The organism is Siccirubricoccus soli, from assembly GCF_024178315.1.
Taxonomy (GTDB): Bacteria; Pseudomonadota; Alphaproteobacteria; order Acetobacterales; family Acetobacteraceae; genus Siccirubricoccus; species Siccirubricoccus soli.
The window spans coordinates 15,542-42,112 of the sequence record NZ_JAMZIK010000147.1 but is presented as its reverse complement, the minus strand read 5'-3'; the positions used below and the strand labels follow the sequence as shown (position 1 = coordinate 42,112).

Annotated in this window: 24 protein-coding genes; 11 read left to right on the top strand and 13 right to left on the bottom strand. The window is 71.0% G+C overall.

The features are described 5' to 3' along the window. Positions 1-190: 190 nt before the first annotated feature. The 5 genes from ppdK to NJ376_RS21395 form a co-directional block, all read right to left on the bottom strand. A complete protein-coding gene (gene ppdK / locus NJ376_RS21415; RefSeq protein WP_252955320.1) occupies positions 191-2,860 on the bottom strand; it encodes a pyruvate, phosphate dikinase in 2,670 nt (889 codons plus the stop codon). A gap of 67 nt (positions 2,861-2,927) precedes the next feature. Then, the gene (gene glyS / locus NJ376_RS21410; RefSeq protein WP_252955319.1) at positions 2,928-5,060 is read right to left on the bottom strand and encodes a glycine--tRNA ligase subunit beta; all 2,133 of its coding nucleotides are present in this window, start codon (positions 5,058-5,060) and stop codon (positions 2,928-2,930) included. Further along, complete coding sequence (locus NJ376_RS21405; protein WP_252955318.1) at positions 5,053-5,454, bottom strand: type II toxin-antitoxin system VapC family toxin; 402 nt, start codon at positions 5,452-5,454, stop codon at positions 5,053-5,055. Before NJ376_RS21405 ends, glyS begins: the two co-directional genes overlap by 8 nt. Continuing rightward, positions 5,451-5,711: a type II toxin-antitoxin system VapB family antitoxin gene (locus NJ376_RS21400; RefSeq protein ID WP_252955317.1), complete on the bottom strand. Its 261-nt coding sequence runs from the start codon at positions 5,709-5,711 to the stop codon at positions 5,451-5,453. Before NJ376_RS21400 ends, NJ376_RS21405 begins: the two co-directional genes overlap by 4 nt. 38 nt (positions 5,712-5,749) lie before the next feature. Next, positions 5,750-6,631 (bottom strand): glycine--tRNA ligase subunit alpha, encoded by an 882-nt coding sequence (locus NJ376_RS21395; protein ID WP_252955316.1) that lies wholly within the window; start codon positions 6,629-6,631, stop codon positions 5,750-5,752. Between the two features lie 65 nt (positions 6,632-6,696). Between NJ376_RS21395 and NJ376_RS21390 the strand changes: the two genes are divergently transcribed. Then, positions 6,697-7,101 carry a ketosteroid isomerase-related protein gene (locus tag NJ376_RS21390; RefSeq protein ID WP_252955315.1) on the top strand — a complete coding sequence of 135 codons (405 nt, stop codon included), beginning with the start codon at positions 6,697-6,699 and terminating at the stop codon, positions 7,099-7,101. Positions 7,102-7,181: 80 nt separating this feature from the next. On the opposite strand, the gene NJ376_RS21385 is transcribed toward NJ376_RS21390, so the two are convergent. Continuing rightward, positions 7,182-7,988 (bottom strand): S49 family peptidase, encoded by an 807-nt coding sequence (locus NJ376_RS21385; RefSeq protein ID WP_252955314.1) that lies wholly within the window; start codon positions 7,986-7,988, stop codon positions 7,182-7,184. Positions 7,989-8,097: 109 nt separating this feature from the next. Here NJ376_RS21385 and NJ376_RS21380 point away from each other — a divergent pair, with 109 nt between their 5' ends. Beyond that, complete coding sequence (locus NJ376_RS21380; RefSeq protein ID WP_252955313.1) at positions 8,098-8,841, top strand: SDR family NAD(P)-dependent oxidoreductase; 744 nt, start codon at positions 8,098-8,100, stop codon at positions 8,839-8,841. Between the two features lie 304 nt (positions 8,842-9,145). Further along, entirely contained in the window at positions 9,146-10,018 is an 873-nt protein-coding gene (gene yghU / locus NJ376_RS21375) for a glutathione-dependent disulfide-bond oxidoreductase (protein WP_252955312.1), read from the top strand. A gap of 226 nt (positions 10,019-10,244) precedes the next feature. On the opposite strand, the gene NJ376_RS21370 is transcribed toward yghU, so the two are convergent. From NJ376_RS21370 to NJ376_RS21355, 4 genes are all read right to left on the bottom strand, one after another. Further along, positions 10,245-10,646, bottom strand: a complete 402-nt coding sequence (locus tag NJ376_RS21370; protein ID WP_252955311.1) for a 2'-5' RNA ligase family protein — start codon at positions 10,644-10,646, stop codon at positions 10,245-10,247. A 251-nt stretch (positions 10,647-10,897) separates the two neighbouring features. After that, positions 10,898-11,320, bottom strand: a complete 423-nt coding sequence (gene arfB / locus NJ376_RS21365) for an alternative ribosome rescue aminoacyl-tRNA hydrolase ArfB (RefSeq protein WP_252955310.1) — start codon at positions 11,318-11,320, stop codon at positions 10,898-10,900. Then, positions 11,317-12,093: an ethanolamine ammonia-lyase subunit EutC gene (gene eutC, locus NJ376_RS21360; RefSeq protein WP_252955309.1), complete on the bottom strand. Its 777-nt coding sequence runs from the start codon at positions 12,091-12,093 to the stop codon at positions 11,317-11,319. The genes arfB and eutC overlap by 4 nt, the downstream gene beginning before the upstream one ends. Beyond that, positions 12,090-13,463 (bottom strand): ethanolamine ammonia-lyase subunit EutB, encoded by a 1,374-nt coding sequence (locus NJ376_RS21355; RefSeq protein WP_252955308.1) that lies wholly within the window; start codon positions 13,461-13,463, stop codon positions 12,090-12,092. The genes eutC and NJ376_RS21355 overlap by 4 nt, the downstream gene beginning before the upstream one ends. 202 nt (positions 13,464-13,665) lie before the next feature. On the opposite strand from NJ376_RS21355, the gene NJ376_RS21350 reads away from it, so the two are divergent. From NJ376_RS21350 to NJ376_RS21325, 6 genes are all read left to right on the top strand, one after another. Further along, on the top strand, positions 13,666-14,190 hold the full coding sequence (locus tag NJ376_RS21350; RefSeq protein WP_252955307.1) for a phosphonopyruvate decarboxylase: 525 nt from the start codon (positions 13,666-13,668) through the stop codon (positions 14,188-14,190). Between the two features lie 4 nt (positions 14,191-14,194). After that, a complete protein-coding gene (locus tag NJ376_RS21345) occupies positions 14,195-14,806 on the top strand; it encodes a thiamine pyrophosphate-dependent enzyme (RefSeq protein WP_252955306.1) in 612 nt (203 codons plus the stop codon). Positions 14,807-14,960: 154 nt separating this feature from the next. Then, complete coding sequence (locus tag NJ376_RS21340; RefSeq protein WP_252955305.1) at positions 14,961-15,935, top strand: tripartite tricarboxylate transporter substrate binding protein; 975 nt, start codon at positions 14,961-14,963, stop codon at positions 15,933-15,935. Positions 15,936-15,964: 29 nt separating this feature from the next. After that, entirely contained in the window at positions 15,965-16,936 is a 972-nt protein-coding gene (locus NJ376_RS21335) for a hydroxyacid dehydrogenase (RefSeq protein ID WP_252955304.1), read from the top strand. Between the two features lie 9 nt (positions 16,937-16,945). Continuing rightward, positions 16,946-18,319: an MmgE/PrpD family protein gene (locus NJ376_RS21330; protein WP_252955303.1), complete on the top strand. Its 1,374-nt coding sequence runs from the start codon at positions 16,946-16,948 to the stop codon at positions 18,317-18,319. Positions 18,320-18,786: 467 nt separating this feature from the next. Beyond that, positions 18,787-19,914: a glycosyltransferase family 4 protein gene (locus NJ376_RS21325; RefSeq protein ID WP_252955302.1), complete on the top strand. Its 1,128-nt coding sequence runs from the start codon at positions 18,787-18,789 to the stop codon at positions 19,912-19,914. A 202-nt stretch (positions 19,915-20,116) separates the two neighbouring features. Here NJ376_RS21325 and hflX read toward each other — a convergent pair whose 3' ends face one another. Beyond that, a complete protein-coding gene (gene hflX / locus NJ376_RS21320; protein ID WP_252955301.1) occupies positions 20,117-21,421 on the bottom strand; it encodes a GTPase HflX in 1,305 nt (434 codons plus the stop codon). A 142-nt stretch (positions 21,422-21,563) separates the two neighbouring features. Here hflX and NJ376_RS21315 point away from each other — a divergent pair, with 142 nt between their 5' ends. After that, on the top strand, positions 21,564-22,928 hold the full coding sequence (locus NJ376_RS21315) for an NAD(P)/FAD-dependent oxidoreductase (RefSeq protein WP_252955300.1): 1,365 nt from the start codon (positions 21,564-21,566) through the stop codon (positions 22,926-22,928). A 573-nt stretch (positions 22,929-23,501) separates the two neighbouring features. Here NJ376_RS21315 and NJ376_RS21310 read toward each other — a convergent pair. Continuing rightward, positions 23,502-24,563, bottom strand: a complete 1,062-nt coding sequence (locus NJ376_RS21310; protein WP_252955299.1) for a TIGR03617 family F420-dependent LLM class oxidoreductase — start codon at positions 24,561-24,563, stop codon at positions 23,502-23,504. Positions 24,564-24,702: 139 nt separating this feature from the next. Between NJ376_RS21310 and NJ376_RS21305 the strand changes: the two genes are divergently transcribed. Next, positions 24,703-25,671: a Bug family tripartite tricarboxylate transporter substrate binding protein gene (locus tag NJ376_RS21305; RefSeq protein WP_252955298.1), complete on the top strand. Its 969-nt coding sequence runs from the start codon at positions 24,703-24,705 to the stop codon at positions 25,669-25,671. On the opposite strand, the gene NJ376_RS21300 is transcribed toward NJ376_RS21305, so the two are convergent. Then, positions 25,655-26,566, bottom strand: a complete 912-nt coding sequence (locus NJ376_RS21300) for a LysR substrate-binding domain-containing protein (RefSeq protein WP_252955297.1) — start codon at positions 26,564-26,566, stop codon at positions 25,655-25,657. The genes NJ376_RS21305 and NJ376_RS21300 overlap by 17 nt on opposite strands. Positions 26,567-26,571: the final 5 nt, after the last annotated feature.

Genomic DNA, 26,571 nt, shown 5'->3' with positions numbered 1-26,571 from the left:
GTCCCCCTCGAACTCCCCCTACCAAAGGCCGAAGGGCCTTTGGGAACCTTGAGTCTCAGTCGCGGCGGTTCCACCTGGCGCTACCCGGTGCCCTGACGCGGCTTCGCCGCGGCAGGCTGTGCGGCACACTGGCGCCCCAGCGCCACACGGGGTCCCCACGGAGCCGCGCAGCGGCTCTGTGGAGATAAAATCAAGCCGTCCGGTCAGCCCCCCCGGACAGCGCCGCCTGCGCCGCCGCCAGCCGCGCGACGGGCACGCGGTAGGGCGAGCAGGAGACGTAATCCAGCCCCGCCTCCTCGCAGAACATGATGGAGGCCGGGTCGCCGCCATGCTCGCCGCAGATGCCGAGCTTGAGGTCCGGCTTCACCGACCGCCCCTTCTCGGTCGCGATCTTCACCAGCGCGCCGACGCCCTCCGGGTCGATGGAGACGAAGGGATCCTTCGGCATGATCCCCTTCTCGACATAGAGGGGCAGGAACTTACCCGCATCGTCACGCGAGAGGCCGAAGGTGGTCTGCGTCAGGTCGTTGGTGCCGAAGCTGAAGAAGTCGCCCACCTCGGCGATCTTGTCCGCAGTCAGCGCGGCACGCGGCAGCTCGATCATCGTGCCGACATAGTATTCCACGTGGTAGCCGCTCTCGGCGAAGACCTCCTGCGCCACCTTGTCCACCTGGGCCTTGGTGATCTCCAGCTCCCGCCGCGTCGCCACCAGCGGGATCATGATCTCCGGCACCGGCGCCTTGCCGGTCTCCTTGCCGATCGCGACCGCTGCCTCGAAGATGGCGCGGGCCTGCATTTCGTAGATCTCGGGGTAGGAGATGCCGAGGCGGCAGCCGCGATGGCCGAGCATCGGGTTGGCTTCGGACAGCTCCTCCGCCCGGCGATGCATCGCCTCAGGATCGGTGCCGAGGGCGGCCGCGACTTCCGCGATCTCCGCCTCCCCATGCGGCAGGAATTCGTGCAGCGGCGGGTCGAGCAGCCGGATGGTGACCGGCAGCCCCGCCATGATGCGGAACAGCTCGGAGAAGTCCTTGCGCTGGAAGGGCAGCAGCTTCGCCAGCGCCTCGCGCCGGCCGCGCTCCGTCTCGCTCATGATCATCTGGCGGACGGCGCCGATGCGGTCCGGGTCGAAGAACATGTGCTCGGTGCGGCAGAGGCCGATGCCCTCCGCGCCGAATTTGCGGGCGGTGTCGGCGTCGAGCGGCGTCTCGGCATTGGCCCGCACGCGCAGGCGGCGGACCTTGTCGGCCCAGCCCATCAGCGTGGCGAAGTCGCCGGAGAGCTGCGGCTCCACCATCGGCACCGCGCCGATGAAGATCTCGCCCGTCGCGCCATCCAGGGTGATGGTCTCGCCCGCCCGCACATGCTGGCCGCCGGCGCTCAGCACCTGGCTGTGGTAGTCCACCGTCACGCCGCCGGCGCCTGCCACGCAGGGCCGGCCCATGCCGCGCGCCACCACCGCCGCGTGGCTGGTCATGCCGCCGCGCGTCGTGAGGATGCCCTTCGCGGCATGCATGCCGTGGATGTCCTCGGGGCTGGTCTCGATGCGCACGAGGATGACGCTCTCGCCCTTCTGCGCCCGGGCCTCCGCCTCATCGGCCGAGAACACCACCGTGCCGCAGGCCGCGCCGGGGGAGGCCGGCAGGCCCTTCGCCAGCAGCTTGCGCGGCGCCTTCGGGTCGAGCGTCGGGTGCAGGAGCTGGTCGAGGGCAGAGGGGTTCACCCGCTTCACCGCCTCGGTCTCCGAGATCAGCCCTTCCTGCGCCATGTCCACGGCGATCTTCAGGCTGGCGGCGGCGGTGCGCTTCCCGTTCCGCGTCTGCAGCATGTAGAGCTTGTTCTGCTGCACCGTGAACTCGATGGCCTGCATGTCCGCATAGTGCTTCTCGAGCTTGGCGCGGACCTCGACGAGCTCCCGGTAGGCGTTGGGCATCGCCTCTTCCATGCTGCGCTCGCCCGGCTTGGCGCGCGCCTTCGACATGGGCTGCGGCGTGCGGATGCCGGCCACCACATCCTCGCCCTGGGCGTTGATGAGGTATTCGCCGTAGAAGATGTTCTCGCCCGTGGAGGGGTCGCGGGTGAAGCAGACGCCGGTCGCGCAATCCTCGCCCATATTGCCGAAGACCATGGCCTGGACGTTCACCGCCGTGCCCCAATCGGCCGGGATGTCGTGCAGCCGGCGATAGGTGTTGGCGCGCGGGTTCATCCAGCTGCCGAACACGGCGCCGATGGCGGCCCAAAGCTGCGCCTTCGGGTCCTGCGGGAAGGGCTCGCCCTTCACCTCCAGCACCATGTCCTTGTAGCCCGCCACCACCCGGTGCCAGTCCTGGGCCGAGAGCTGGGTGTCCTCGATCAGGCCGGCATCGAGCTTCACATGCTCGATGATCTCCTCGAAGCGGTGATGGTCGATGCCCAGTACGACGCTGCCGAACATCTGGATGAAGCGGCGATAGCTGTCCCAGGCGAAGCGCGCATCGCCGGAGCCGGCGGCCAGGCCTTCCACCGTCTGATCGTTCAGGCCAAGGTTGAGGACAGTATCCATCATGCCGGGCATGGAGACGCGAGCGCCGGAGCGGACGGAGACGAGCAGCGGCTTCCGATGGTCGCCGAAGCGGTTGCCGACCGCCTTCTCCACCCGCGCCAGGGCTTCCGCCACCTGGGCTTCCAGCTCCGGCGGGTAGGATTTGCCATGGTCGTAGTAGTAGGTGCAGACCTCGGTGGTGATGGTGAAGCCGGGCGGGACGGGCAGGCCGATGCTGGCCATCTCGGCCAGGTTGGCGCCCTTGCCGCCCAACAGGTTGCGCATCTCCGCCTTGCCGTCGTTCTGGCCGGCGCCGAAGCTGTACACCCACTTGGTCATGCGCGGATTTCCTCTGGCAGACGCCATGCGGCAGGGCAGGCGCGCAGTTGTAGCATAGCGAAGTCTTTCAACCCTCGACCTTCGCAAACTCCGCCACCTGGTCCATGGCGGCGGTCAGGCGGGCCAGCAAACGCAGGCGGTTGGTCCGCAGTTCCGGATTCGGATCATTGACGGTGACGCTCTCGAAGAAGGCGTCCAGCGGGGCGCGGAGTTCGGCAAGGGCGAACATGGCGGCCAGGAATTCCTCCTTCGCAAGCCCGGATGCGACCTCCCCTGCCTTGCGTTCGACCGCTTCGGCGAGGGCGATTTCCGCGGGCAGGGTGAGCAGCCCGGGATCGACCGCGCCTGCATGCGGCCCGTCCTTGCGGTTCTCGATCCGCAGGATGTTGGCCGCCCGCTTATACGCAGCGAGCAGGTTGGCGCCATCCGGGGTGGCGAGCATTTTTTCGAGCGCATCGGCCCGGGCGAGCAAGCGCACGAGGTCGTCATCGGGCGCGGCGCCGAAGATGGCGGCGACCAGGTCGTGCCGGGCGCCTTCGGCGCGGAGCTGGACGCGGAGGCGTTCGGCGAGGAAGTCGAGGACTCCGATGACCGTCGGGCGGAAGAATATCTCTACGACCTGCCGTTTGACGGCTTCGTCACCAAGCATGAAATCGTGAAGCGCATCAGGTGTCAGAAATCTCTCGCAGAGTTCCGCCTGCAAAGCCGCAGTCACAACACCACGAAGTCCAAGCCGCAGCCCGTTCTCCCGAAGGATGCGAATTACGCCAAGCGCCGCGCGGCGCAACGCGTAGGGATCACCACTCCCGGTCGGTTTCTCGTCTGCCGCAAAGAACCAGACTAGTTGATCGAGCTTGTCCGCCAGCGCCACCGCCACCGCGACGGGCTCGGCAGGCACCGCATCCCCCGGCCCCAGCGGCCGGTAATGCGCCCCGATCGCCTCCGCCACCTCGGCCGGCTCGCCCTGGTGCAGGGCGTAGTAGCGGCCCATCATACCTTGCAGTTCCGGGAACTCGCCCACCATGCCGCTGGCCAGATCCGCCTTGCAGAGCTTCGCCGCTCGCATGGCATGGCCGACATCGGCGCCGATGGCGGTGGCGATCACCTCAGCCAGCTTCTCCAGCCGCCGCACCCGCTCGCCCTGGGTGCCGAGCTTGGCGTGGAACACCACGCTCTCCAGCTTCGGCAGAAACTCCTCGAGCCGATGCTTGCGGTCGAGGTCCCAGAAGAAGCGCGCATCCGCCAGCCGCGCCCGCAGCACCTTCTCATTCCCGGCAATGACCGCCGCGCCGCCATCCTGCGGCGTGATGTTCGCCACCAACGCGAAGCGCGGCGCCGGCCGCCCATCCGGGAGGCGCAGCGCGAAATAGCGCTGGTTCACCCGCATGGAGGTGCGCATCACCTCCGCCGGCAGGTCCATGAAGGCGTCATCGATGCGGCCGAGCAGCGGCACCGGCCATTCCACCAGCCCCGCCACTTCCGAGAGCAACCCGCGGTCCGGCACCACCTCCAGCCCCTCCGCCGCGGCCAGCCGCGCCACCCCCGACTCGATCAACTTCTCCCGCTCCGCCGGGTCGGCGATGACGCAGCGCTCCCGCAGCCCGGCCAGGTACTCCACCACGCCGCGCACGGCGAAAGGCGCGGTGCCGTGCAGGATGCGATGCCCCTCCGTCAGCGCGTCGGAGGCAAGGCCATGCACCGCATCCTCCCCCTCGGCGAGCGCGAAGCGCACCGGCTGCCGGTCGAAGACGCAGAGGATGCGTTGCAGCGGCCGCACCCAGGTGAAGCCGCTCTCGCCCCAGCGCATGCTCTTCGGCCAGGGGAAGCCGCGGAGCAGCGCCGGCAGCTTCGCGGCGATCAGCGCCGGCGCCTCGATCGCCTCGCCCGGCTTCTTCAGCACCCAGAACTGGCCTTCCTGCGCCAGCGCCTCACGCGCCGCGCCGTGCTTGCGGAGGAACCCCTCCAGCGCCGCCTCCGGCGCGCCGATGCGCGGACCGCGCTCCTCCTTCGCCGCGGTCTCCGCCCGCGCCGCCATCTCCCCCAGCGCGGCGATGCGGCGCGGGCCGTAGAGCGGCTTCGGCGCCACCGTCATCAGCGGGGCCAACGCCTTCAGCAGGCCAGCGCACAGCTCCTCCGCCGCCCGGGCCTGCATGCGGGCCGGAATTTCCTCGGAGAAAAGCTCGATCAGGAGTTCAGGCATGGGGTGGTAGCGCGGCCTTCACATCGGTTCGGGCGAAATCCTCGCCCTTGAACAACAGGGGTTCGCCACGGGATTTGGCGAGGGCATAGGCGAAGCAATCGCCGAGGTTAAGGCCGGCCGGGTGACGTCCCTTGCCGTAGCGGCGCCAGCCATCCTGGGCGATGGCGGCGAGTTCGGCGGTGAAGGGCACGATTTCCGGTTGCATGGTCCGCACCAGGTCATCCAGTTCCAGGCGCATGGCCGGACCGACCCGGCCCTCGCTCGCCAGCGTGGCCTCCACCAGGGTCGGCGCGGCGATGGCGACCGCCTCCGCCGCGTCGATCGCCGAAATGAAATCCCGCGCCTCCGCCTCTTTGAACAGGATGGCGATGAGCGCGGAGGTATCCACGATCATCGCGGCACGCCGTTCTCGTCATAGAGGTCGGAATGGTCGCTGGTGACGCCGGGGGGCACCAGCCTGGAGGCGCGTTCCGAAATCGCCATCAGCGCCTCGAATTTCCGGCGCCGCCGCTCCTCCCGCCCCGCCTGTTCGCGGGCCAGCTTCTCCTCCACCGCCTGGCGCACTGCCTCGGTCACCGAGGTGCCGAGCAGCTCCGCCAGGGCCCGGGCCTCGGCGATCAGCTTCTCGTCCTTCAGGTTCATCTGACCCATGGGCACCCCGATGGTAGAAAATAGCGCCGTATTCTACCCTACCCGCCGCCTGCCAGCCACGCCTCGCAGCAACCCTTCGCCAAGGCCCGCACCCGGCCGATATAGGCGGCGCGCTCCGTCACGCTGATGGCGCCGCGGGCATCCAACAGGTTGAAGCGGTGGCTGGCCTTGATGCACTGATCATAGGCCGGCAACGCCAGCCCATGCTGCAGCAGGGCGGCGCATTCCTCCTCGGCATCGCGGAAATGGCGGAACAGTTTTTCGGTATCGGCGTATTCGAAGTTGTGGGCGCTGTATTCCTTCTCGGCGCGGAGGAAGACCTCGCCATAGCTCACGCCCTGGCCGTTGAAATCCAGGTCGTACACATTGTCCACGCCCTGGATATACATGGCCAGGCGCTCGAGGCCGTAGGTCAGCTCGCAGCTCGGGACTTCGCAGGGGATGCCGCCGACCTGCTGGAAATAGGTGAATTGCGTCACCTCCATCCCGTCGCACCAGACCTCCCAGCCCAGGCCCCAGGCGCCGAGGGTCGGGCTTTCCCAATCGTCCTCGACGAAGCGGATGTCGTGCACCAGCGGGTCGAGGCCGATCGCCTTGTAGCTGCCGATCAACGCCGTCTGCGGATCGGCCGGCGAGGGCTTCATGATGACTTGGTACTGGTAATAGTGCTGCAGCCGGTTCGGATTCTCGCCGTAGCGGCCATCGGAGGGCCGGCGGGAGGGCTGGACATAGGCCGCCTTCCAGGGCTTGCGGCCGAGGGCGCGGAGCGTGGTGGCCGGGTGGAAGGTGCCGGCGCCGACCTCCATGTCATAGGGCTGCAGAATGAGGCAGCCCTGGGCGGACCAATAGGCATGCAGCCGCAGGATGAGTTCCTGGAAGCTCGGCGGCCCGGGGGGAGGCGTGGCGGCGTCGGTCGTCATGCCGCGCCTTTTACGCCGGCCGCGCGGCGGAACATAGTGCCGGGCCGACCCTCTGGATTCGCCCGATGACCGAAACCGAACGCCTGATCCGCGCCTATTACGCCGCCTTCGCCGCCGGGGACCGCGCCGGCATGCTGGCCCTGCTGGCGGAGGATGTGGCGCATGATGTGAACCAGGGCGCCCGGCAGACCGGCAAGCCGGCCTTCGCCGCCTTCATGGTGCATATGGACCGCTGCTACCGGGAGGTGCTGCGGGATCTGGTGGTGATGGTGGACAGCAGCGGCCGCCGCGCCGCGGCGGAGTTCATCGTGGAGGGCGAGTATTTGGCGACCGATGCGGGCCTGCCGGAGGCCAGGGGCCAGCGCTACACCCTGCCGGCCGGCGCCTTCTTCGAGGTGAAGGGCGGCAAGATCGCGCGGGTGACGGTGTACTACAATTTGCCGGAGTGGATCCGGCAGGTGAGCGGCTAAGCCCCCAATCCCCGCCGGCGGCGAAGGCCGGGCGCTGAGCGGGTGGAGGTCGCAGGCCGCAGGCCGCCCCCTACCCGATCCTACAGCCCCAACCGTCCCCACATCGCCCTTTCCTCCGCCGCCGCCAGCACCGCCTCGGCGCTCAACCCCGGCAGCAACCGCCGCAGCAGGCCGGGGCGCGGCCCGTGGATGGGCACGATCCGCACTTTCTCCCCGAAGCGGCGCTTCGCCTCGCCCACCGCATGGCCCAGCCGGTCGGCAAAGCCCAGCTCCACCGCCCGCCGCCCGGTCCAGAAGCGGCCGCTGAAGGCCTCCGTCTCCGGCAATTTCAGCTTCGCGCCGCGCCGGGCGCGGACCCAGGCACGGAATTCCTCGTGCAGCTCCTCCAGCAGCGTCTCCAGCCGCGCCCGGTCCTCGGGGCGTTCCGGGCTGAACGGGTCCCAGAAGCTCTTCTCTGTGCCGGCCGTGCGCACCCTTCGCTCCACCCCCAGCTTCTCCAGCACGGCCGGAAAGCCGAAGCCCGCCGCGATCACCCCAATGGAGCCGAGGATGGAGGCCGGGTCCGCTACCACCTCATCCGCCGCGCAGGCGATCCAGTAGCCGCCGGAGGCCGCCGCGTCCTCGACGCAGGCGATGACCGGGATCTTCTTCTCCTCCGCCAGCCGCCGGATATGCGCGGCGATCAGGCTGGACTGCACGGCGGAGCCGCCGGGCGAGTTCAACACCAGCATCACCGCCGCCGCCCGCTTCACCGCGAAGGCACGGTCCAGCAGCGGCGCGGCGCTGGCATAGCTGAAGCCGGCGCCGAAGCCCGGGCGCGGCGTGATGGCCCCGGCCAGGCGCAGCAGCGCGACACGGGGATGGCGGGACAGGAAGGGGAGGTTCATGCCGCCTCACCTTGTCCCGTCCCGCCCCCGGATCAACCCCGCGGGTCTTGCCGGCCGGCCGCCGCCGCGCCAGCCTCCCGCCCCGGAGCATGGATGAGGGGAGCGGGACATGGTGGATTTTGCCGGCAAGCGCGTGGTGGTCTGCGGCGGCAGCCGGGGCATCGGGCGGTCCATCGCGCTGGGCTTTGCCGCGGGCGGTGCGGCGGTCTCCATCTGTGCCCGCGGCGCCGGGCCGCTGGAGGCGACGCGGGCCGAGATCGCCGCCAAGGGCGTGACGGCGCATGCCGCGCCTTGCGATCTCGGCAACCGCGACGCGGTGACGGCCTATGTCGCCGCGGCGGCCAAGACGCTGGGCGGCATCGACGTGCTGGTGAACAACGCCTCCGGCTTCGGTTCCCAGGATACCGAGGAGCATTGGGCCCAAGGGCTGTCCGTGGACGTCATGGCGACGGTGCGCGCAACGCATGCCGCCCTGCCCTTCCTGGAGCAGTCGAAGGGCAGCATCGTCAACGTCTCCTCCATCTCCGGCTACCGGCCGAGCACGCGCACGCCTGCATACGCTGCCGTGAAGGCGCTGCTGATCAACTACACCCAGAGCCAGGCGGCGATGTATGCGCCGAAGGGCATCCGCGCCAATGCGGTGGCGCCGGGCAGCATCGAGTTCCCCGGCGGGAGCTGGGAGGCGCGGAAGAGCTCCGACCCCAAGCTGTACAATGCCATCCGGGACAGCATCCCCTTCGGCCGGCTGGGCACGCCGGAGGAGGTGGCGGAGGTGGTGCTGTTCCTCGCCAGCCCGGCCGCGCGCTGGGTGACGGGCCAGACCATCATCGTCGATGGCGGGCAGATGCTTTGAGTTCCCCATGACGTTGCTGCGCAACGCCATGGGGGCCCCGGAGGGCGCTGGTTAAGTAGCGCGTCGCACAGCATGGCGCGGCGAAGCCGCGCCGTGCAGCGGGCGGTCCGGTTGCGCCAGCCGGCATGGCATCAGCCCTGGCGCCGTCCCCAGTAGGATCGCCAACCAGCGGGCTGCGGGACCACGACGCCCGGCTGCGCGCGACCGGGCCGAAACGGCGCCGCATGCAATTCCTCGCGGGTGGAACCCTGGCGGGGCGGCGGCAACGACCGCATATGCCGGATACCCAAGGGGAGTATTGCCCATGAGCACCGAATACGTCCCGCCCAAGGTCTGGACCTGGGACAAGGAGAACGGCGGCCGCTTCGCAAGTATCAACCGCCCCATCGCCGGCCCGACGCATGAGAAGGAGCTGCCGGTCGGCCGTCACCCCCTCCAGCTCTACTCCCTCGGCACGCCGAACGGGGTGAAGGTGACGATCATGCTGGAGGAGCTGCTCGCCCTCGGCCACAAGGGCGCGGAATACGACGCCTGGCTGATCCGCATCGGCGAGGGCGACCAGTTCTCCAGCGGCTTCGTCGCGGTGAATCCGAATTCCAAGATCCCGGCGCTGCTGGACCGCAGCGGGCCGACACCGGTCCGGGTCTTCGAATCCGGCTCCATCCTGCTCTACCTCGCCGAGAAATTCGGCGAATTCCTGCCCACCGCCCAGCCGGCGCGGGCCGAGACGCTGTCCTGGCTGTTCTGGCAGATGGGCAGCGCGCCCTATCTCGGCGGCGGCTTCGGGCATTTCTACGCCTATGCGCCGACCAAGCAGGAATACCCGATCAACCGCTTCGCCATGGAGACCAAGCGGCAGCTCGACGTGCTGAACCGCCGCCTGGCGGAGAGCGAGTACCTCGGCGGGCCGGACTACAGCATCGCCGACATGGCGGTCTTCCCCTGGTATGGCGGGCTGGTGAAGGGCTGGCTCTACGGCGATTCGGCGACCTTCCTGAGCGTGCAGGACTATACCCATGTGCAGCGCTGGGCCGACCAGATCCTGGCCCGGCCGACGGTGCAGCGCGGCCGCATGGTGAACCGCGTCTCCGGCGAGCCATCGAGCCAGTTGCATGAACGGCACGACGCCAGCGATTTCGAGACGAAGACGCAGGACAAGCTGGCGGCCAAGGGTTGAAGGCCGCGCGGGCAGGGGCGCTTCGGCCTGCCTGCGCTCCGGCGCTCCGGACGTGGGACATGATGGCGGCTGTCTGCCGACATCTCCCTCGCAAGCGAAGGCGCCACCGCGCGCCTTCGACACCGTCCAAAACGACCAGTCGCAAGAGCCAGGGGGCCGGAGCTCGAGGTGCGCTCGACGGGGTGAGCGCGCATTGGCGCGCCGGGGCGGAACGCCGGGGCGGGCTTCAGCCCGCCGCCAGCGCGAAGCGCCCGAGCTGCCGCACTGGCGGGAAGGCCACCAGCTCCAGCGCCTCCAGCACGCAACCAACCCCCACCGGCAGCATCGGCTGCACCACCGGCAGCGCCGCCTCCGCCACCGCCTGGGCGGAGAGAGTCACATGCGGCACCCAGGCGCCGGGCCGGTAATGCGCGTGGCACTCCAGCCCCGGCAGCGCCGCATGCAGCGCGCCGTGGCAGGCCAGCAGCGCCTGCGTCACCACTGGCGCCACCCACAGCACACCGCCGGGAAATACCCCGAAGCCCGCCAGGCGCAGCTCCAGCTTCGGCGTCCGCGCCGCCAGCCCCGCCAGCCCCGCCAGCACCGCCAGCACCGCCAGCACCGCGGCGATGCGCGTCTCGGCGCCCATCCCCTCCCACAACCCCAGCGTCAAATATGGCCCATAGAGCGTTTTCGGTTTACATGCGTTCACCGAAAACGCTCTGCGCCTTTGTTCGCAGAGCCGATTCACGCCTTCAGGCGATGCCGGCCTACGGCGATCTGCTCTAGCCCAGCGTCCGCATGTCCTGCGCCAGGCGCGCCGCCGCCAGCGCTTCCCACATCGCCCGCACGGGCGCCGCCGCGGACGCGTCCAGGGGCAGGGTCACCGCAAGAGGCATGCTACTCGGTCACCGGCCGGCCACGGCCGCGCTTCACCTCGGCACGGCGGGACTTGCCCTCCAGCCGGCGCACCTTGCTCGCCTTGGTCGGCCTGGTTGGACGCCGCGGCGGCGGGGGCGGCGTGGCGGCCTCGCGGATCAGCGCCAACAGCCGCTCCAGCGCATCCTCCCGGTTCCGCTCCCGCATCCGGAAGCGCTGGGCGGTGATGACGATGACTCCATCCTGCGTCAGCCGGTGCCCCGCCAGCCTCTCGAGGCGCGGCCGCACATCCTCCGGGATGTTGGGTGAGCGCCGCGCATCGAAGCGGAGCTGCACCGCGCTCTCCACCTTGTTCACATTCTGCCCGCCGGGGCCGGAGGCGCGGAGGAAATCCTCCACCAGCTCCGCCTCATCGATGGCGATGCGCCGCGTCACCTGGATCATGCGGGCAGCAGCGGCGTGGCCGGCTGTTCGTCCTTCAGCGCCACCCCCGTCGCCCCCAGCCGCAGCGCCGCACCCGCCAGCCAGAGCAGCTTCTCCGCCGCCGCCCGCGCCGACATGCCGCCGTCGCGGATGTTGGAGATGCAGTTCCGCTCCGCGTCGGTGCGGCCCGGCCGCGGCGCGAAGGTAAGGTAGAGGCCCATGCTCTCCGTCGCCGTCAGCCCCGGCCGCTCGCCGATCAGCATGGCAACCATCGCGGCGCCCGTCAGGCCGCCGATCTCATCGCCGAGGGCGACGCGGCCCTGTGCCGCGACGATGATGGGGGCTACCGGCATGCCCGCCCCGCGCAGCAGCGGGACGGCTTCGGCGAGAAAGGCCGGCGCCTGCGCCGCGACGCCGCTGGCGCAAAGCCCGTCCGCCACGACGAAGAGAATAGCGCCCGGCGCCGCCGGCAGCCTCCCCCGGTCCGCCGCCCGCAGCCGCCGCCCGAGATCGGGTCGCAGCAGGAAGGTGCGGCGATCCGCCGCCTGGCTCGCCACCGCGACGACCGGCAAGCCGAGCGATTCCGCCGCGGCGGCGACGCCGACCACATCCAGCGTCGCATGCACGGCATCCCGCGCCCGGGCATGCGCCTCCTGGAAAGCCAAGTGCGCCGCCGTCGGCATACCGTCCCCGACCCGCCCCAGCGCGACGCGCGCCGCGGTGAAGCGACGGAGATCGGCCCAGCGCGCGGGCGGCGGCGCATGCTCTCCGCCCTTCCCCTCCGGGCCGCTCATGCCAACCCCACCAGCTCGGGCGCCATCAGCCTTGGCAACTCCCCCTGCCCGCTCGCCGCCTCGATCCCCATGCGTTCCATCCAGGCGGCGAATTCCGGCGCCGGCCGCTTGCCCAGCGCCGCCCGCACGTAACGGCCATCGTGGAAGGAGGTGGATTGGTAGGCAAGCATCACGTCATCCGCGCCCGGCACGCCCATCACATAGGTCACGCCGGCGACGCCGAGCAGCGTCAGCAACGCATCCATGTCGTCCTGATCGGCCTCGGCATGGTTGGTGTAGCAGACATCCACCCCCATCGGCAGGCCGAGCAGCTTGCCGCAGAAATGGTCCTCGAGACCTGCCCTTGTGATCTGCTTGCCGTCGAACAGGTATTCCGGCCCGATGAACCCGACCACGGAGTTCACCAGCAGCGGCGCATACTCCCGCGCCACCGCATAGGCCCGCGCCTCGATCGTCTGCTGGTCGCAGCCATGATGCGCCTCGGCCGAGAGCGCCGAGCCCTGCCCGGTCTCGAAATACATCACGTTCTGGCCGAGCGTGCCGCGCCCGAGCGCCAGCGCGGCCTCCCGCGACTCCGCCAGCAGGGAGAGCGAGACGCCGAAGCTGCGGTTCACCGCCTCCGTCCCGCCGATGGACTGAAAGACGAGATCGACCGGTGCCCCCTGCTGCATCGCCCGCATGGTGGTGGTCACATGCGCCAGCACGCAGCTCTGGGTCGGGATGTCGTAGCGCAGGCGGACAGCATCCAGCAGCTCCAGCACCCTTATGGTTGTCTCGACATTGTCGGTGGCCGGGTTCACGCCGATGACGGCATCCCCCGCCCCCAGCAGCAGCCCGTCCAGCACCGCGGCGGCGACGCCGCGCGGATCGTCCACCGGGTCGTTCGGCTGCAGCCGGATGGAGAGCGTGCCCGGCAGCCCAATGGTGTTGCGGAAGCGTGTCACCACCCGGCACTTCGCCGCGACCGCGACCAGATCCTGCAGCCGCATGATCTTGCTGACGGCCGCCGCCATCTCCGGCGTCAGCCCCGGCGCCAGGGCGGTGAGCGCCGCCGTATCCGCCACCCCCAGCAGCCAGTCCCGGAAGCCTCCCACGGTCAGCGACCGCACCGGGGCGAAGGCGGCCGGGTCGTGGCGATCCTGGATCAGCCGCGTCACCTCATCCGCCTCGTAGGGGATCACGACCTCGTCGAGGAAATGCGTGAGCGGCAGGTCCGCCAGCGCCCTTTGCGCCGCTACCCGCTCCGCCGCGCTCTCCGCCGCCACCCCAGCCAGCACATCGCCGGACCGCAGCGGGGTGGCCCGCGCCAGCAGGGTCTTCAGGTCGGAAAAGGTGCAGCGCGTCCCACCGACGCTCGCGGCAAAGCCCATGTCGGCAGATGTAGCAATCCCGGGGCCGCTCTTGCCAGCGCCGCCCCGCGGCGGGAGACTGCCCGCAGCCCAGTGTCCCTGGCCCGAGGCCCCACGGCCTTTGGACCCGGTCCGCTGGCTGTTGGCTCCAGTGGCCTGTTGTCCAAGCCCCTCGCCGGAGCCCGGCGAAGGGCGCGGGCAGGACACTCACGAGAGGAAACGCATGCCGGACGCCGCCACGGACTGGCCCGACCAGATCTACGCCCTGCTCAAGGAGCATGACATCCGCCAGGTCGCCCTGGTGCCGGATGCCGGGCATTCCCGCCTCATCAAGCGCTGCCTTGCCGACAACGACATGAAGGTGGCCACCCTGACCACGGAGGAGGAGGGTATCGCCATGCTCTTCGGCGCCTGGCTGGGCGGCGAGAAGGGCGTGCTGCTGATGCAGAGCTCCGGCGTCGGCAATTGCATCAACATGCTGTCGGTGCCGATCTCCCACCGCACCCCCTGCCCGATGATCGTGACGATGCGAGGCGACTATGGCGAGTTCAACCCCTTCCAGGTCCCCATGGGCAACGCCACCCAGACCGTGCTGGAAGCGATGGGCACGCTGGTGAAGCGGGCCGACGCGCCGGAGGACGTGGCGCCGACCGTCAACGCCACGCTCCGCCTCGCCTTCAACACCTACCGCCCGACCGCGACGCTGATCGGCCAGCGCGTCATCGGCGCCAAGACCTTCGGGAAGTAAGCCCATGACCGCAATCGCCACCGGCCCCTCGGGCAAGATGAAGCGGCGCGACGTCGTCCGCGCGCTGCTCGCCGATCGCGGCAAGCTGCTGGCCATCGGCGGCCTCGGCGCCCCGGCCTGGGATATCACCGCCGCCGGCGACGTGCCGGAGAACATGCCGCTCTGGGGCGGCATGGGCGGCGCCGCCATGATGGGCCTCGGCCTCGCCATGGCGCAGCCGGACCGGCCGGTCTGCGTCCTCACCGGCGATGGGGAAATGCTGATGGGCATCGGCAGCCTGGCCACCATCGGGGTGAAGCGGCCGCGCAACCTCTCCATCATCGTCCTGGACAACGAGCATTACGGCGAGACCGGGATGCAGGAGACGGCGACGCGCCATGGCGTCGATCTCGCCACCATGGCGAAGGGCGCCGGCATCGCCGATACCCGCCTGGTGACGCAGCCGGCGGAGGTGGCGGCGCTGCGGGCCGCCATCCATGCCGGCGCCGGCCCGCTCTTCGCCCAGGTGAAGATCGACGAGAGTTCCGAGCCCCTGGTCCTGCCGCCGCGCGAGGCGAGCATCCTGCAGGCGCGGATGCGCGAGGCCATTCTCGGCAAGGCGGCGCACCTCCAGTAATCCCCACGACGTCGCTGCGCGACGCCGCGGGGGCCCCGGGAGTCGCTGGGCTCCCCAAATTTCGCACAGCCTGAAGCGGCAAAGCCACTTCAGGGCACCGGGTGGCGCTGGGGCCGGCCGCCGCCAGAACGACCAAGGGGGAGGACATCGACGGATGCAAAGACGACATCTGCTGGCTGGCCTCGGAGCCCTGGCCCTGCCCGCGGCGCAGCGGGCGGCGCGGGCGCAGGGCTGGGCACCGGACAAGCCGCTGCGCCTGATCGTCGGCTTCGCCGCCGGCGGCAGCACGGACCTCACCGCGCGGCTGGTCGCCCAGGCGCTCGGGGAGCGGCTCGGCCAGCCGGTGGTGGTGGAGAACCGCCCCGGCGCCGGCGGCAACATCGCCGCCGAGGCCACCGCCCGCGCCGCACCGGATGGCTACACCATCCACCTCGTCACCAGCGGCGTCATGGCGGCGAACAAGGCGCTCTACCGCAGCCTGCCCTTCGACCCGCTGAAGGATTTCGCGCCGGTCGGCCAGGTGGCCTTCATCCCCAACCTCATCGTGGTGAACCCGGAGCTGCCGGTGCGCAACCCGGCGGAGCTGATCGCCTATGCCAAGGCGCGACCGGGCCAGGTGAATTACGGCAGCGCCGGCGCCGGCACCTCCCTGCACATGGCCGCCGCCCTCTTCGCCGCGCGGGCGGGGGTGGAGATGGTCCACATCCCCTATCGTGGCGGCGCACCGGCAGCGACCGACCTGATCGCCGGCAAGATCCAGATGATCGCCTCCCCGATGATCGAGGTGCTGGGCGCGGTGAAGGCCGGCCAGCTCCGCGCCATCGCGGTGACGACGGCGAAGCGCAGCCCGGCCCTGCCGGAGGTGCCGACGGTGGCAGAGACCCTGCCGGGCTTCGAGATCGCCCTTTGGAACGGGCTGGGCGCCCCCGCCGGCACGCCGCCGGCGGCGATCCAGCGGATCTCTGCCGAGCTGCTGACGGCGCTCGGGGATCCGACGACACGGCAGAAGCTGACCGAGCAGGGCAGCGAGCCGGCCCCCAACACGCCGGAGCAATTCGCCGATTTCATCCGCACCGAGCTGCCCCGCTGGGCCGAGATCGTGAAGATCTCCGGCGCCAGCGTCGATTGACCCGCCCGCGCCCGCCGAAGGACCTGCCCATGCCCCATGTCGTCTGCCTCCGTCCCGTCCATCCCGAAGCGCTGGAGAAGCTGCGGGAAGGCGGCTGCACGGTGGAGGTGCTGGACCCGGTGAACGAGACCACCATCGCCGCCAGCATGCCGAAGGCGGAGGCGGTGATCGTCCGCGCCACCCCGATCAACCGCGCCTTCCTGGCGCATGCGCCGAACCTGCGCATCGTCGCCCGTCATGGCGTGGGCTATGACGCGGTGGATGTCCCGGCCCTGACCGAGCGCGGCATTCCGCTGACCGTGACGCCGGACGCCAATGCGCAGAGCGTCGCCGAGCATGCGATGATGCTGATGCTGAACATCGCCCGGCAGACCGCGTTCTACGACAAGGCGACCCGCGAGCTGCGCTGGAGCAACCCGCCGGTGCCCACCACCTTCGATCTCGGCGGCCGCACCGTGCTGGTGATGGGCTTCGGCCGCATCGGCGGCCGCGTCGCACGGCTCTGCGCCGCCTTCGGCATGAAGGTGCTGGTGCGGGATCCCTTCATTCCGCAGAACACCATCAAGGGCGCCGGCTTCATTCCGGTGAAGGATCTGGCCGCCGGCCTGGCCGAGGCCGATGTGGTGACGGTGCATGTGCCAAGCAGCGAGAAGACCCGCGGCATGGTGAATGGCGAGTTCCTCGCCTCCATGAAGCAGGGCGCTGTCTTCATCAACACCGCCCGCGGCACGCTGGTGGAGGAGAAGGCGCTGGCCGGGGCGCTGGCCTCCGGCCACATCGCCGCTGCCGGCCTCGACGTGTTCTGGGAGGAGCCGGCCACGCCGGACAACCCGCTGCTGAAGCTGCCGAACGTCGTCCTCACCCCGCATTCCGCCGCGGCGACGGAACAGGGGCTGCGGCGCATGGCGCTCTCCTGCGCCGAGAGCATCCTGCAGGTCTTCGCCGGCAAGCTGGACCCCGATGTGGTCATCAACCAGGAGGTGCTACGCGGCAACGCGTAGCAGTCACGCATGGCCGAGAATCCGCTCCTCACCCTCGCCGAGCACGCCGCAACCTGGCGCACCCGCCCGCTGGCGCCGGAGGTGGCGCATCATGCGCGGCGGGCGCTGATCGATTGGTTCGCGGCTCTGCTGCCGGGCTGCGCCTTCCCGCCCGCCACGCTGCTGGCCGCCGCCATGGCCGCGGAACGCGGGCCGGGCAAGGCGATCTGCTATGTGGACGGCAAGCCAGCGCCGCTGCGCCATGCGGCGCTGATCAACGCCACCGCCAGCCATACGGTGGAGTTCGACGACATCTTCCGCGATGCCGGCTACCACCCGGGCTGCCCCACCATCGGCGCGGCGCTGGCCGCCGCCCAGGCCCAGGGCGCGACGCTGGAGGAACTGCTGCGCGCCATCACCGCAGGCTATGAGGTCTCCTGCCGCATCGGCATGGCGGTGCAGCCTTCCCACTACAAGTACTGGCACACCACCGGCACGGTCGGCACCTTCGGCGCCGCCGCCGCGGTGGCGCTGCTGCTGGGCTGCGACGCGACGCGCATCGCCCATGCCATTGCCACCGCCGCCACCTTCGCCGGCGGGTTGCAGCAGGCCTTCCGCAGCGACGGCATGAGCAAGCCGCTGCACCCTGGGCATGCCGCGGATGCCGGCGCGCTGGCGGCCATCGGCGCCGCGGCGGGCGTGACCGGGGCGCTGGACGTGCTGCACGGCCCGGTGGGCTTCGCCGCCGCCACCAGCGAGGACACCGGCAAGTGGGACAAGGCACTGGCCGACCTCGACCGGCGCATCTGCATCACCGAGATGACCTTCAAGAACCATGGCTGCTGCGGGCACATCTTCGCCGCACTGGATGCGGTGCGGGACCTGCAGGCGGAGCACGGCTTCAAGGCCGATGACGTGGCGAAGCTGCATGTCGGCGGCTATTCCGCCACCAAGGATGTCTGCGACCGCCCGGTGGTGAATACCGAGCAGGAGGCGCGCTTCTCGGCGCAGTACTGCATCGGCGCCATGCTGGTGCTGGGCGGCGTGCGCATCGCTGCCTTCACGCCGGAGAACCTGGCGAACCCGGCCATCCGCGCGGTGATGCCGAAGGTCTCGGTCAGCCTGGATCCGGAGCTGGCGAAGGACTACCCCGGCCGCCGCGCCGCCAAGGTCAGCATCACGCTGCAGGATGGGCGGGAGCTGTTCCGCTACCAGCCGACCCGCAAGGGCGACCCGGATGCGCCGCTGTCCGACCAGGAGCTCTCGGAGAAATTCCGCGAGCTGACCGTGCCCGCCGTGGGCGGGGCGGCGGCGGAGGCGCTGCTGACCTCGCTGTGGCACGGCGATGCGCTGCCGGGGGCGGTGCCGCTGCTGCCGGCCGGCGCGCTGCGCGCCGCGGAGTAGCCGAGGGGGGAATGGCAGCGCGCCCTGCGGGGCGCGCTGGCCGCTCCGTGGCTCCGTGCCAGGGAGCATCGGGGGAAGCGGGCCTCGCTGCCGCCCTCCGGAGCAGGCCGAACCCGCCGGCCATGCGGCGCCAGCCGGCACTCTCCTGGCAAGGGGCGACCGCTGCCGCTCCCGCTCTTGAATGAGCTTCTCCCGCGCCTAACTCCGTCGCGATACGGCCGGGGTCCCCGGCCGTATCTTCATGGCACCACCGGCAGAAGGAGGGTCCGTTTCCTCGGGGCCACTCCCGCCATCGGCCTGTCGCGGCACCCGCCGGACGGGCCATTTCCGGGGCGCGTCCGGCCCCGGCGGCGGGATCGCGGCTCCCCCAGGCCGAGAGGAGCGACGGCCGCGCCCCAAGGGCGGCCCGAACCCCTCCGATATGCGCTCATTGTCAATGCTTTGCTCGGATCGAGGAGGTTTTGCCGATGAAGATCGCCCAGATCGCCCCGCTCGCGGAATGCTGCCCGCCACGGCTCTATGGCGGCACGGAACGCATCGTGTCCTATCTCACCGAGGAGCTGGTCCGGCTGGGCCATGAGGTCACGCTGTTCGCGAGCGGGGACTCAACGACGCGGGCCGAGCTCGTGCCCGCCTGCGACATGGCCCTGCGGCTCAACCCGGCGGTCAGGGACCCGCTGCCCTACCACATGACGATGCTGGAAGCCGTGCGCCAGCGTGCCGAGGAATTCGACGTGCTGCATTTCCATGTCGACTACCTGCACTACCCGCTCGCCCACGCCTTCGCCGACCGCATGGTGACGACGCTGCACGGCCGGCTGGACCTGCCCGATCTCAGGCCCTTCTACACCGCCTTTCCGCACTACCCCCTTGTCTCGATCTCCGACGACCAGCGCCGGCCGATGCCGCCGGTGAACTGGGCCGGCACCGTGCATCACGGCCTGCCGAGAACCCTCCTGCCCTTCACCGCCAACCCGAAGGGCGACTACCTCGCCTTCCTCGGCCGCATCTCCCCGGAGAAGCGGCCCGACCGCGCCATCGAGATCGCCGCGCGCGCCGGGCTGAAGCTCAGGATCGCCGCCAAGATCGACAAGGCCGACCAGGCCTATTGGGAGGAGGTGATCGGCCCGATGGTGGCGCGGCACCCCGAGGTCGAGTTCATCGGCGAGATCGACGAGCGCCGGAAGGCCGATTTCCTCGGCAATGCCCGCGCGCTGCTTTTCCCGATCGACTGGCCCGAGCCCTTCGGCCTGGTGATGATCGAGGCCATGGCCTGCGGCACGCCGGTCATCGCCTTCCGCAACGGCTCCGTGCCCGAGGTGATCGAGGACGGCATCACCGGCTTCATCGTGCAGGACATCGACGCCGCCGTCGCCGCCGTGCGCCAGCTCGACCGGCTCGACCGCGCCAGGGTGCGCGCCAGCTTCGAGGACCGCTTCACCGCGGAGCGGATGGCGCTCGACTACCTTGCCATCTATCGCGACCTGCCTGGCCTGCGCCGCTCCGCCATGCGCATCCCGGCGATGCTGAACGGCGCCGGCACCAGTCTCGCGGCCGTGGCCAGCCGGCGCATCGACCTGCGGGCGGTGGCCTGAGGCGAGGCTCGCAGGGGGGCATGACCGGCGGCAGGCAGCCGCCCTGCCCCCCGGTGGCGGCCAGGCCGGGGCGCTGCCAGCGCAGGACTTCGGCACGGCCGCCACCGCCCTGCCGGAGCGGCGGCCAAGCCCCCCCCTGCGGGATGCTGGCGGTGAGGCTGGAGCTCGGCTACGGTGGGCGGTGCGGATGCGCCGGCGCCCGTCAGCGTTCGGGCCCGGCCTGCCGCTCCCGCTCGAAGCGGGCGCGGTCGCGGGCGTCGAGGCGCACCGTGACATGGATCGTCTCGTCGCTGTCCTGCCGCCCGATCACTTCGCCATGCCCATAGAGCCAGGCGAGCTGCGCGCCGTCCGAGGTCGGGATGTCGTAGCCGACGGTGACCAGCCCCTCCGAGAGCCGCGCATCGATCGCGGCCGCCAGCACCGAAAGCCCTTGCCCGGTCAGGCCGGAGACGGCGACCGCGCCCGGGCGCGACCCGAATTGCGCCACGCCGCCGACCAGATCGGCCTTGTTCAGCACCTCGATCGTGTGGCGCTCCCAATCGGCCGCCAGCCGCCCCTCCTTCGCCATGCCGTTCAGTACCGCCACCACATCGGCGCGCTGGGCATCGCTGTCCGGATGCGCGGCGTTGCGGACGTGCAGCAGGATGTCGGCCTCCGCCACCTCCTCCAGCGTCGCGCGGAAGGCGGCAACCAGCTCGGTCGGCAGCGCGCTGATGAAGCCGACGGTGTCGGAAAGTATCGCCCTGCGGCCCGAGGGCAGGGTGATGCTGCGCAGCGTCGGGTCGAGCGTGGCGAAGAGCCTGTCCGCCGCCTCCGCCTCGGCGCCGGTCAGGGCGTTGAACAGCGTGGACTTGCCGGCAGTGGTGTAGCCGACCAGGGCGACCAGCGGGAAGGGCACGCGCCGCCGCGCCTCCCGATGCAGCCCGCGGGTGCGCCGCACCTCTTCGATCTCCTGTCGCAGCCGAGCGATGCGCTCGCCAATCACCCGCCGGTCGGTTTCGAGCTGGGTCTCGCCAGGGCCGCCGAGGCAGCCGAAGCCGCCGCGCTGCCGCCCGAGATGGGTCCAGGACCGTACCAGCCTGCTGCGCTGGTACTGCAGATGCGCCAGCTCCACCTGCAGCGCGCCCTCGCGGGTCCGCGCCCGCTCGCCGAAGATGTCGAGGATCAGGCCGGTGCGGTCGATCACCTTGCAGCGCCAAGCCTGTTCCAGGTTGCGCTGCTGCACTGGGGACAGCGAGGCATCGACCACGACGAGGCCGATGCGCTGCGCGGCGATCGCCTCCCCCAGCGCCGCCACCTGGCCGGAGCCAAGCAGCGTCGCCGGCTGCGCCGCCCGCAGCGGCGGCGTCGCCGTGTGAACGATATCGACGCCGATCGAGCGGGTGAGCTCGACCGCCTCGGCCAGCCGGGCCTCGGCGCTGCGCGCCTGACCGTCTTCCTGCCAGGGCAGGACCACCGCGGTGCGCATCGGCGGCTCGACGGTGGGGTGGGCCCCTTGATCGCTCATACTCGCCTCCCGCTGCTGGGCTGGGCATAGCCAACGCGCGTCGGCGCCGCGGTGTCGCATGCGGCAGGCGGAATGGCCGGGCGTGTCGGCAACGCCGGGCATCTCCGGCGGTTACGCCACTGTCCGGGACGGGAGAGACGGCGTGGCGCAGCAAGCAGGCGGGGCGAAGCCGCTTCGCGTAGTCATCATCGGCGCCGGGTTCGCCGGGCTGGAAGCGGCCCGCGCCATGGCCCGCGCGCCCTGCGAGATCACGCTGGTGGACCGCCACAACCACCATCTTTTCCAGCCCCTGCTCTACCAGGTGGCGACTGCGGCGCTCTCGCCCGGCGACATCGCTTGGCCGATCCGCACCATCTTCCGCCGCCAGCGCAACCTCACCGTGGTGCTGGCGGAGGTGACCGGCATCGACACCGCGGCGCGGGTCGTCCGGGCCGGCGAGGACCTGGCGATCCCCTATGATGCGCTGGTGCTGGCGACCGGCGCGACGCATTCCTATTTCGGCCATGACGAATGGGCCCCGGTCGCCCCCGGGCTCAAGACCATCGAGGACGCGACCGACATTCGCCGCCGCCTGCTGCTAGCCTTCGAGCGCGCCGAAGTCACTGCGGATGCCGAAGAACGTCGCCGGCTGCTGACCTTCGTCGTCATCGGCGGCGGGCCGACCGGCGTCGAGCTGGCCGGGGCGATGGTGGAGCTGGCGCGACACGCCATGCCGCAGGAATTCCGCCGCATCGACCCGGCGGCGGCGCGGGTGGTGCTGGTGGAGGCCGGGCCGCGGCTGCTGCCGAGCTTTCCGGAGGAGCTGAGCGCCACCGCCCGCGCCTCGTTGGAGCGCATGGGCGTGCAGGTGCTGACCGGCACCCGCGTCACCGGCTGCAGCGCGACCGCCGTGGAATGCGGCCCGGAGCGGATCGCCGCCGGCACCATCGTCTGGGCGGCCGGCGTCGTCGCCTCCCCGGCCGGGGCCTGGATCGGCGCCGAGCGCGACCGGGCTGGGCGCATCCGCGTGGGGCCGGACCTGACCGTGCCGGGGCAGCCTGGGATCTTTGCCGTCGGCGACCTGGCGGCCGTTACCGATGCCAGGGGCCGGGCCATACCCGGCACGGCACCGGCGGCCAAGCAGATGGGCCGCCATGTCGGCCGCATCCTGGCAGCACGTGCCGCCGGTGCCCCGGAACCCGGCCCCTTCGCCTACCGCCACCATGGCGACCTGGCGACCATCGGCCGGCGCTCCGCCGTGGTGGCGCTGGACGGCATCCGGCTGACGGGGCTGATCGGCTGGTGGTTCTGGGGGATTGCCCATATCTGGTACCTGATCGGCTTCCGCAGCCGGGTCGTCGTCTCCTTCGAATGGCTCTGGAGCTACCTCACCTTCCAGCGCGGCGCCCGGCTGATCACCGGCCGCGAGCCACAGGGCGGCAATGCCGCGCGTGTGCCGGGACAGACGGAGTTGGTCCGGCCGCGGGAGGAAGCCGGCGCGGTGCCGCCAGCGCGCCGCTCAGCCTGATTCCGCTAGGCCGATTGCTCGAAGGGCGCCGGGCCGCGGATGCGGCCCTGCCGTTCCGGCCTCGACGCCTTCACGGCCTGCCTCATGCCCTTCGCCTCCCGATCAGCCCTACGGCCTGTTAGGGAATGGGCCTCGGGTCGGTCCGGCGGGTCTTTTTCGCGCCGGGGGCGTCGGTCGGCCCGCCAAGGCAACCAGCCTTGGCTGCGCCGCCCTCCTGCCCAGCACCAAAAACCCCTCGCCAGCCCTCCGCCTCACCCATTCCCTAACAGGCCTAGAGCAGATCGCGTTCAGATGGAATCATCTGAACGCGTGAAGATGCCCGCAAAACAACGGCCCAGAGCATGCTGCGTGAGCGCAAGCGAACGCAGCATGCGCTAGGGCCTCATCTCGGACAGCAGCTTCAGCAAGGCCTGCGCCCCGGCGGTCGGGGAGGCCGGGTTCCGTCCCGTGATCGGCAGGATCGCGTGGCCGGTGCGGTCCGCCGCCGCGCAGGTCCGCCGCGCCATCCGCTTGCCGTATTCGGGCGTCTGGCCGCCGAAGGACGCCGCGCAAAGGCAGGTCTGGTCGTCGTGCCTAGCCGCCCGGCGCCGGCCGCTGCGTTTGGAAGCCCGTGAACCGCGCCGGGATCGCTTGCACCTCCCGCACCACGGCGCGGACGGCGCCCGGATCCACCTCCGCCGGGAAGGGGATGACGACGGTGTCCACCAGCCCGCCGAAGCGCGCGGCGATGCGCTCGGCGATCTCGTCATAGCGGCCGATCGCGGCGAAGAGGTGCAGCACCTCGTCCGGGATGAGCGCGGCCATCTCGCTGAACTCGTTCCGCCGCGCCATGGCGGAGAGGCGCAGGCCGAGTTCTCCGAGCCCATGCTCCTCCAGCACCGTGCGGTAGGCGGGGGTGGAGGCGTACCAGGCGACGCGGCCGCGAATCCGCTCCGCCTCCGCCTGCACCGCCGCCGCATCCGGCCCGGTGGCGACGAAGCCGCCGCCGCTCACCTCGAAGGCCTCGCGCGGCATGCCGGCCTCGGCGAGCCCCTTGGCGATCATGGGCCCCACCTGATTCTCCAGATAGGCGCGGGTGGCGAAGCTGTGCAGCCGCACGCCGTCGCAGAGCCGCGCCGCGGTGCGCAGCATCAGCGGCCCGACGGCGGCGATGGTCACCGGCGGCATCGGCAAGTGGTTGGGGCCGGGCGAGAAGCCCTCATTCATCAGGCTGAAGCGGTAATGCTCGCCGGCATAGTCCAGCTTCCCGCCAGTCTCCCAGCACTCCCAGATCGCGCGCAGCGCCTGCACATACTCGCCCATGCGCGCCGCGGGGGCCACCCAGGGCACGCTGAAGCGGCGCTCGTTATGCGCGCGCACCTGGGTGCCGAGGCCGAGCACGAAGCGCCCGCCGGTATGGCGCGCCAGTTCCCAGCTCATGCTCGCCACGATCATCGGACTGCGGGGAAAGGCGATGGCGACGCTCGTTGCCAGCTCCAGCCGCGTGGTGGCGAGCCCGGCGAAGGCCAGTGGCGTGAAGGGCTCGTGCTTGTTCTCGTTCGTGGTGACGAGGTCGATCCCGGCGGCCTCGGCGGCGGCGGCCACCGGGCCGCAGCGGCGCCAATCCTCGACCGGCAGGTTGATCCCAACACGCATGCCAATGCCCCCTTCCTCGGCCGCCGGGTGGCGACCGGTGCAGCCTAGCCGCTCCCGCCATCTCGCCAAGGCCACGCCGCCCCCGTTGAACCGGGGCGTGCGGAAGCGCCAAAGTGCCCTGAAAGACGGAGGAAACAGCATGCCAGGCACCAGCCTGCCTTCCCGGTCACGCCGCGGGCTGCTCGCGCTGGCGGCCGGCGGATGGGCGAGCCCAGCCCTCGCCGCCTATCCGGACCGCCCCATCCGGCTGGTGGTGGGCTACGCCGCCGGCGGCGGCACCGACATCACCGCCCGCGCCGTCGCCACCCGCCTCGGCGCCGAACTGGCCCAGCAGATCGTGGTGGAGAACCGTGGCGGCGGCGGCGGGCTACCGGCCATCCAGTCGGTCCTGCAGGCGCCGGCCGATGGCTATTCCGTGATGTTCTCCACCGCCGCGGTGCTGGTCGCCCGCGCGCTCGGCACGCCGATGAGCTTCGACCCGCTGGAAGTGCTTGCCCCGGTCGGGCTGGTCGGCGTCAGCCCGAACGTGCTGGTCGTGCACCCTTCCGTGCCGGCACACAATTTGCGGGAGCTGCAGGCCTATGGCCGCAGCCGCAGCGAGCCGCTGCGCTTCGGCTCGCCCAGCATCAGCTACACCACGCATCTGGTGGGGCAGGAGCTGGGGATCGAGGTGGAGGAGGTGCGCTACCGCGGCACCGGCCCGCTGATGACCGACCTGCTGGCCGGGCGGCTGCATGCCTATCTCATCCCGTTGCCGGGCATCCAGGCGGCGGTGCGCTCGGGCGAGCTGCGGGCGATCGCGGTGAGCTACCGCACGCCCCTGGCGGCGCTGCCCGACGTGGCCACCACCGTAGCGCAGGGCTTCCCCAACCTGATCTCCTTCACCTGGACGGGGCTGGAAGTGCGCAGCGGCACGCCGCCGGAGATCGTCGAGGGGCTGGGCGCGGCACTGAACGCGGCGCTGGCGGATGCGGAGCTGCGGCGGAAGCTCGGCGAGTCCGGCGTCGAGGCGGCGGAGCGCACGGATCCGGACAGCTTCCGCGCGCTGGTGCTGCAGGACAAGGCGCGGGCGGAGGCGGTGATCCGCCGCTTCAACCTGCACGAGTGAGGCCGGGCAGCGCGGCACGATCCGCCCCGGCCGCCTCGGCCGCGATCTCCTCCAGCAGCCAGGCGCGGAAGGCCTGCAGGGCCGGCCCCGGCCGGCCGGGCGGCACGACCAGCCAGTAGGAATCGGGGGTGTCAACCACCGCCGCGGCAATGCGCAGCAGGCGCCGCCGCCGCACATCCTCCGCCACCAGCATGGGCGAGGCGATGACGGCGCCCAGCCCCTCCAGCGCCGCCTGCACCGCCAACGAGGTGCTTTCGAACAGCAGCGGCGGCCCCTGCAGCGGCCGGCCCACCGCCGCGGCCCAGAGCGCCCAGTCGCCCGGCCGCACCTTGCTGCCCAGCAGCGTCACCCCGCCCAGCCCCTGGCGCCGGACCAGCCGTGCCAGGCCCGGCGCCGCATAGGGCGCCACATCTACCACCTGCAGCCGTTCCGCGCCGGGGGCCGGCGCATGATCGGCCGAACGGATGGCGGCATCCACCGGGTCGCGGGCGAAATCCACCGGCGCGATGGAGGTGGTGACCTCCACCTCCTGTCCCGGATGCCGCGCCCGGAAGCGCGGCAGGCGGGGGATCAGCCAGCGCAACGCCCAGGTCGTGTAGGCGCGCACCCGGAGCGGCCCGCTCGGCCGCGTGCTGATCGTGCTCGTCGCGCCGCGGATGGCATCGAAAGCCTGCCCCAGCGCCGCCGCATACTCCTTCCCCGCGGCGGTGAGCTGCACCGAATTGGCGCCGCGATGCAGCAGCCTGGCGCCGAGATGCGCCTCCAGCGCCCGGATGCGCTTGCTGACGGCCGGCTGGGTCACGCTCAGCCGCTCGGCGGCGGTGGTCAGGCTGCCGGTCTCCGCCACCAGGACGAAGGCGTGCAGGCCGGCCAGCGATGGCAGGGTGTCGCGCATGGCCC

Bases quoted from the DNA above. Each gene is read 5' to 3' on its own strand.
- ppdK (WP_252955320.1), bottom strand. From the start codon at position 2,860: ATGACCAAGTGGGTGTACAGCTTCGGCGCCGGCCAGAACGACGGCAAG.
- glyS (WP_252955319.1), bottom strand. From the start codon at position 5,060: ATGCCTGAACTCCTGATCGAGCTTTTCTCCGAGGAAATTCCGGCCCGC.
- NJ376_RS21405 (WP_252955318.1), bottom strand. From the start codon at position 5,454: ATGATCGTGGATACCTCCGCGCTCATCGCCATCCTGTTCAAAGAGGCG.
- NJ376_RS21400 (WP_252955317.1), bottom strand. From the start codon at position 5,711: ATGGGTCAGATGAACCTGAAGGACGAGAAGCTGATCGCCGAGGCCCGG.
- NJ376_RS21395 (WP_252955316.1), bottom strand. From the start codon at position 6,631: ATGACGACCGACGCCGCCACGCCTCCCCCCGGGCCGCCGAGCTTCCAG.
- NJ376_RS21390 (WP_252955315.1), top strand. From the start codon at position 6,697: ATGACCGAAACCGAACGCCTGATCCGCGCCTATTACGCCGCCTTCGCC.
- NJ376_RS21385 (WP_252955314.1), bottom strand. From the start codon at position 7,988: ATGAACCTCCCCTTCCTGTCCCGCCATCCCCGTGTCGCGCTGCTGCGC.
- NJ376_RS21380 (WP_252955313.1), top strand. From the start codon at position 8,098: ATGGTGGATTTTGCCGGCAAGCGCGTGGTGGTCTGCGGCGGCAGCCGG.
- yghU (WP_252955312.1), top strand. From the start codon at position 9,146: ATGAGCACCGAATACGTCCCGCCCAAGGTCTGGACCTGGGACAAGGAG.
- NJ376_RS21370 (WP_252955311.1), bottom strand. From the start codon at position 10,646: ATGGGCGCCGAGACGCGCATCGCCGCGGTGCTGGCGGTGCTGGCGGTG.
- arfB (WP_252955310.1), bottom strand. From the start codon at position 11,320: ATGATCCAGGTGACGCGGCGCATCGCCATCGATGAGGCGGAGCTGGTG.
- eutC (WP_252955309.1), bottom strand. From the start codon at position 12,093: ATGAGCGGCCCGGAGGGGAAGGGCGGAGAGCATGCGCCGCCGCCCGCG.
- NJ376_RS21355 (WP_252955308.1), bottom strand. From the start codon at position 13,463: ATGGGCTTTGCCGCGAGCGTCGGTGGGACGCGCTGCACCTTTTCCGAC.
- NJ376_RS21350 (WP_252955307.1), top strand. From the start codon at position 13,666: ATGCCGGACGCCGCCACGGACTGGCCCGACCAGATCTACGCCCTGCTC.
- NJ376_RS21345 (WP_252955306.1), top strand. From the start codon at position 14,195: ATGACCGCAATCGCCACCGGCCCCTCGGGCAAGATGAAGCGGCGCGAC.
- NJ376_RS21340 (WP_252955305.1), top strand. From the start codon at position 14,961: ATGCAAAGACGACATCTGCTGGCTGGCCTCGGAGCCCTGGCCCTGCCC.
- NJ376_RS21335 (WP_252955304.1), top strand. From the start codon at position 15,965: ATGCCCCATGTCGTCTGCCTCCGTCCCGTCCATCCCGAAGCGCTGGAG.
- NJ376_RS21330 (WP_252955303.1), top strand. From the start codon at position 16,946: ATGGCCGAGAATCCGCTCCTCACCCTCGCCGAGCACGCCGCAACCTGG.
- NJ376_RS21325 (WP_252955302.1), top strand. From the start codon at position 18,787: ATGAAGATCGCCCAGATCGCCCCGCTCGCGGAATGCTGCCCGCCACGG.
- hflX (WP_252955301.1), bottom strand. From the start codon at position 21,421: ATGAGCGATCAAGGGGCCCACCCCACCGTCGAGCCGCCGATGCGCACC.
- NJ376_RS21310 (WP_252955299.1), bottom strand. From the start codon at position 24,563: ATGCGTGTTGGGATCAACCTGCCGGTCGAGGATTGGCGCCGCTGCGGC.
- NJ376_RS21305 (WP_252955298.1), top strand. From the start codon at position 24,703: ATGCCAGGCACCAGCCTGCCTTCCCGGTCACGCCGCGGGCTGCTCGCG.
- NJ376_RS21300 (WP_252955297.1), bottom strand. From the start codon at position 26,566: ATGCGCGACACCCTGCCATCGCTGGCCGGCCTGCACGCCTTCGTCCTG.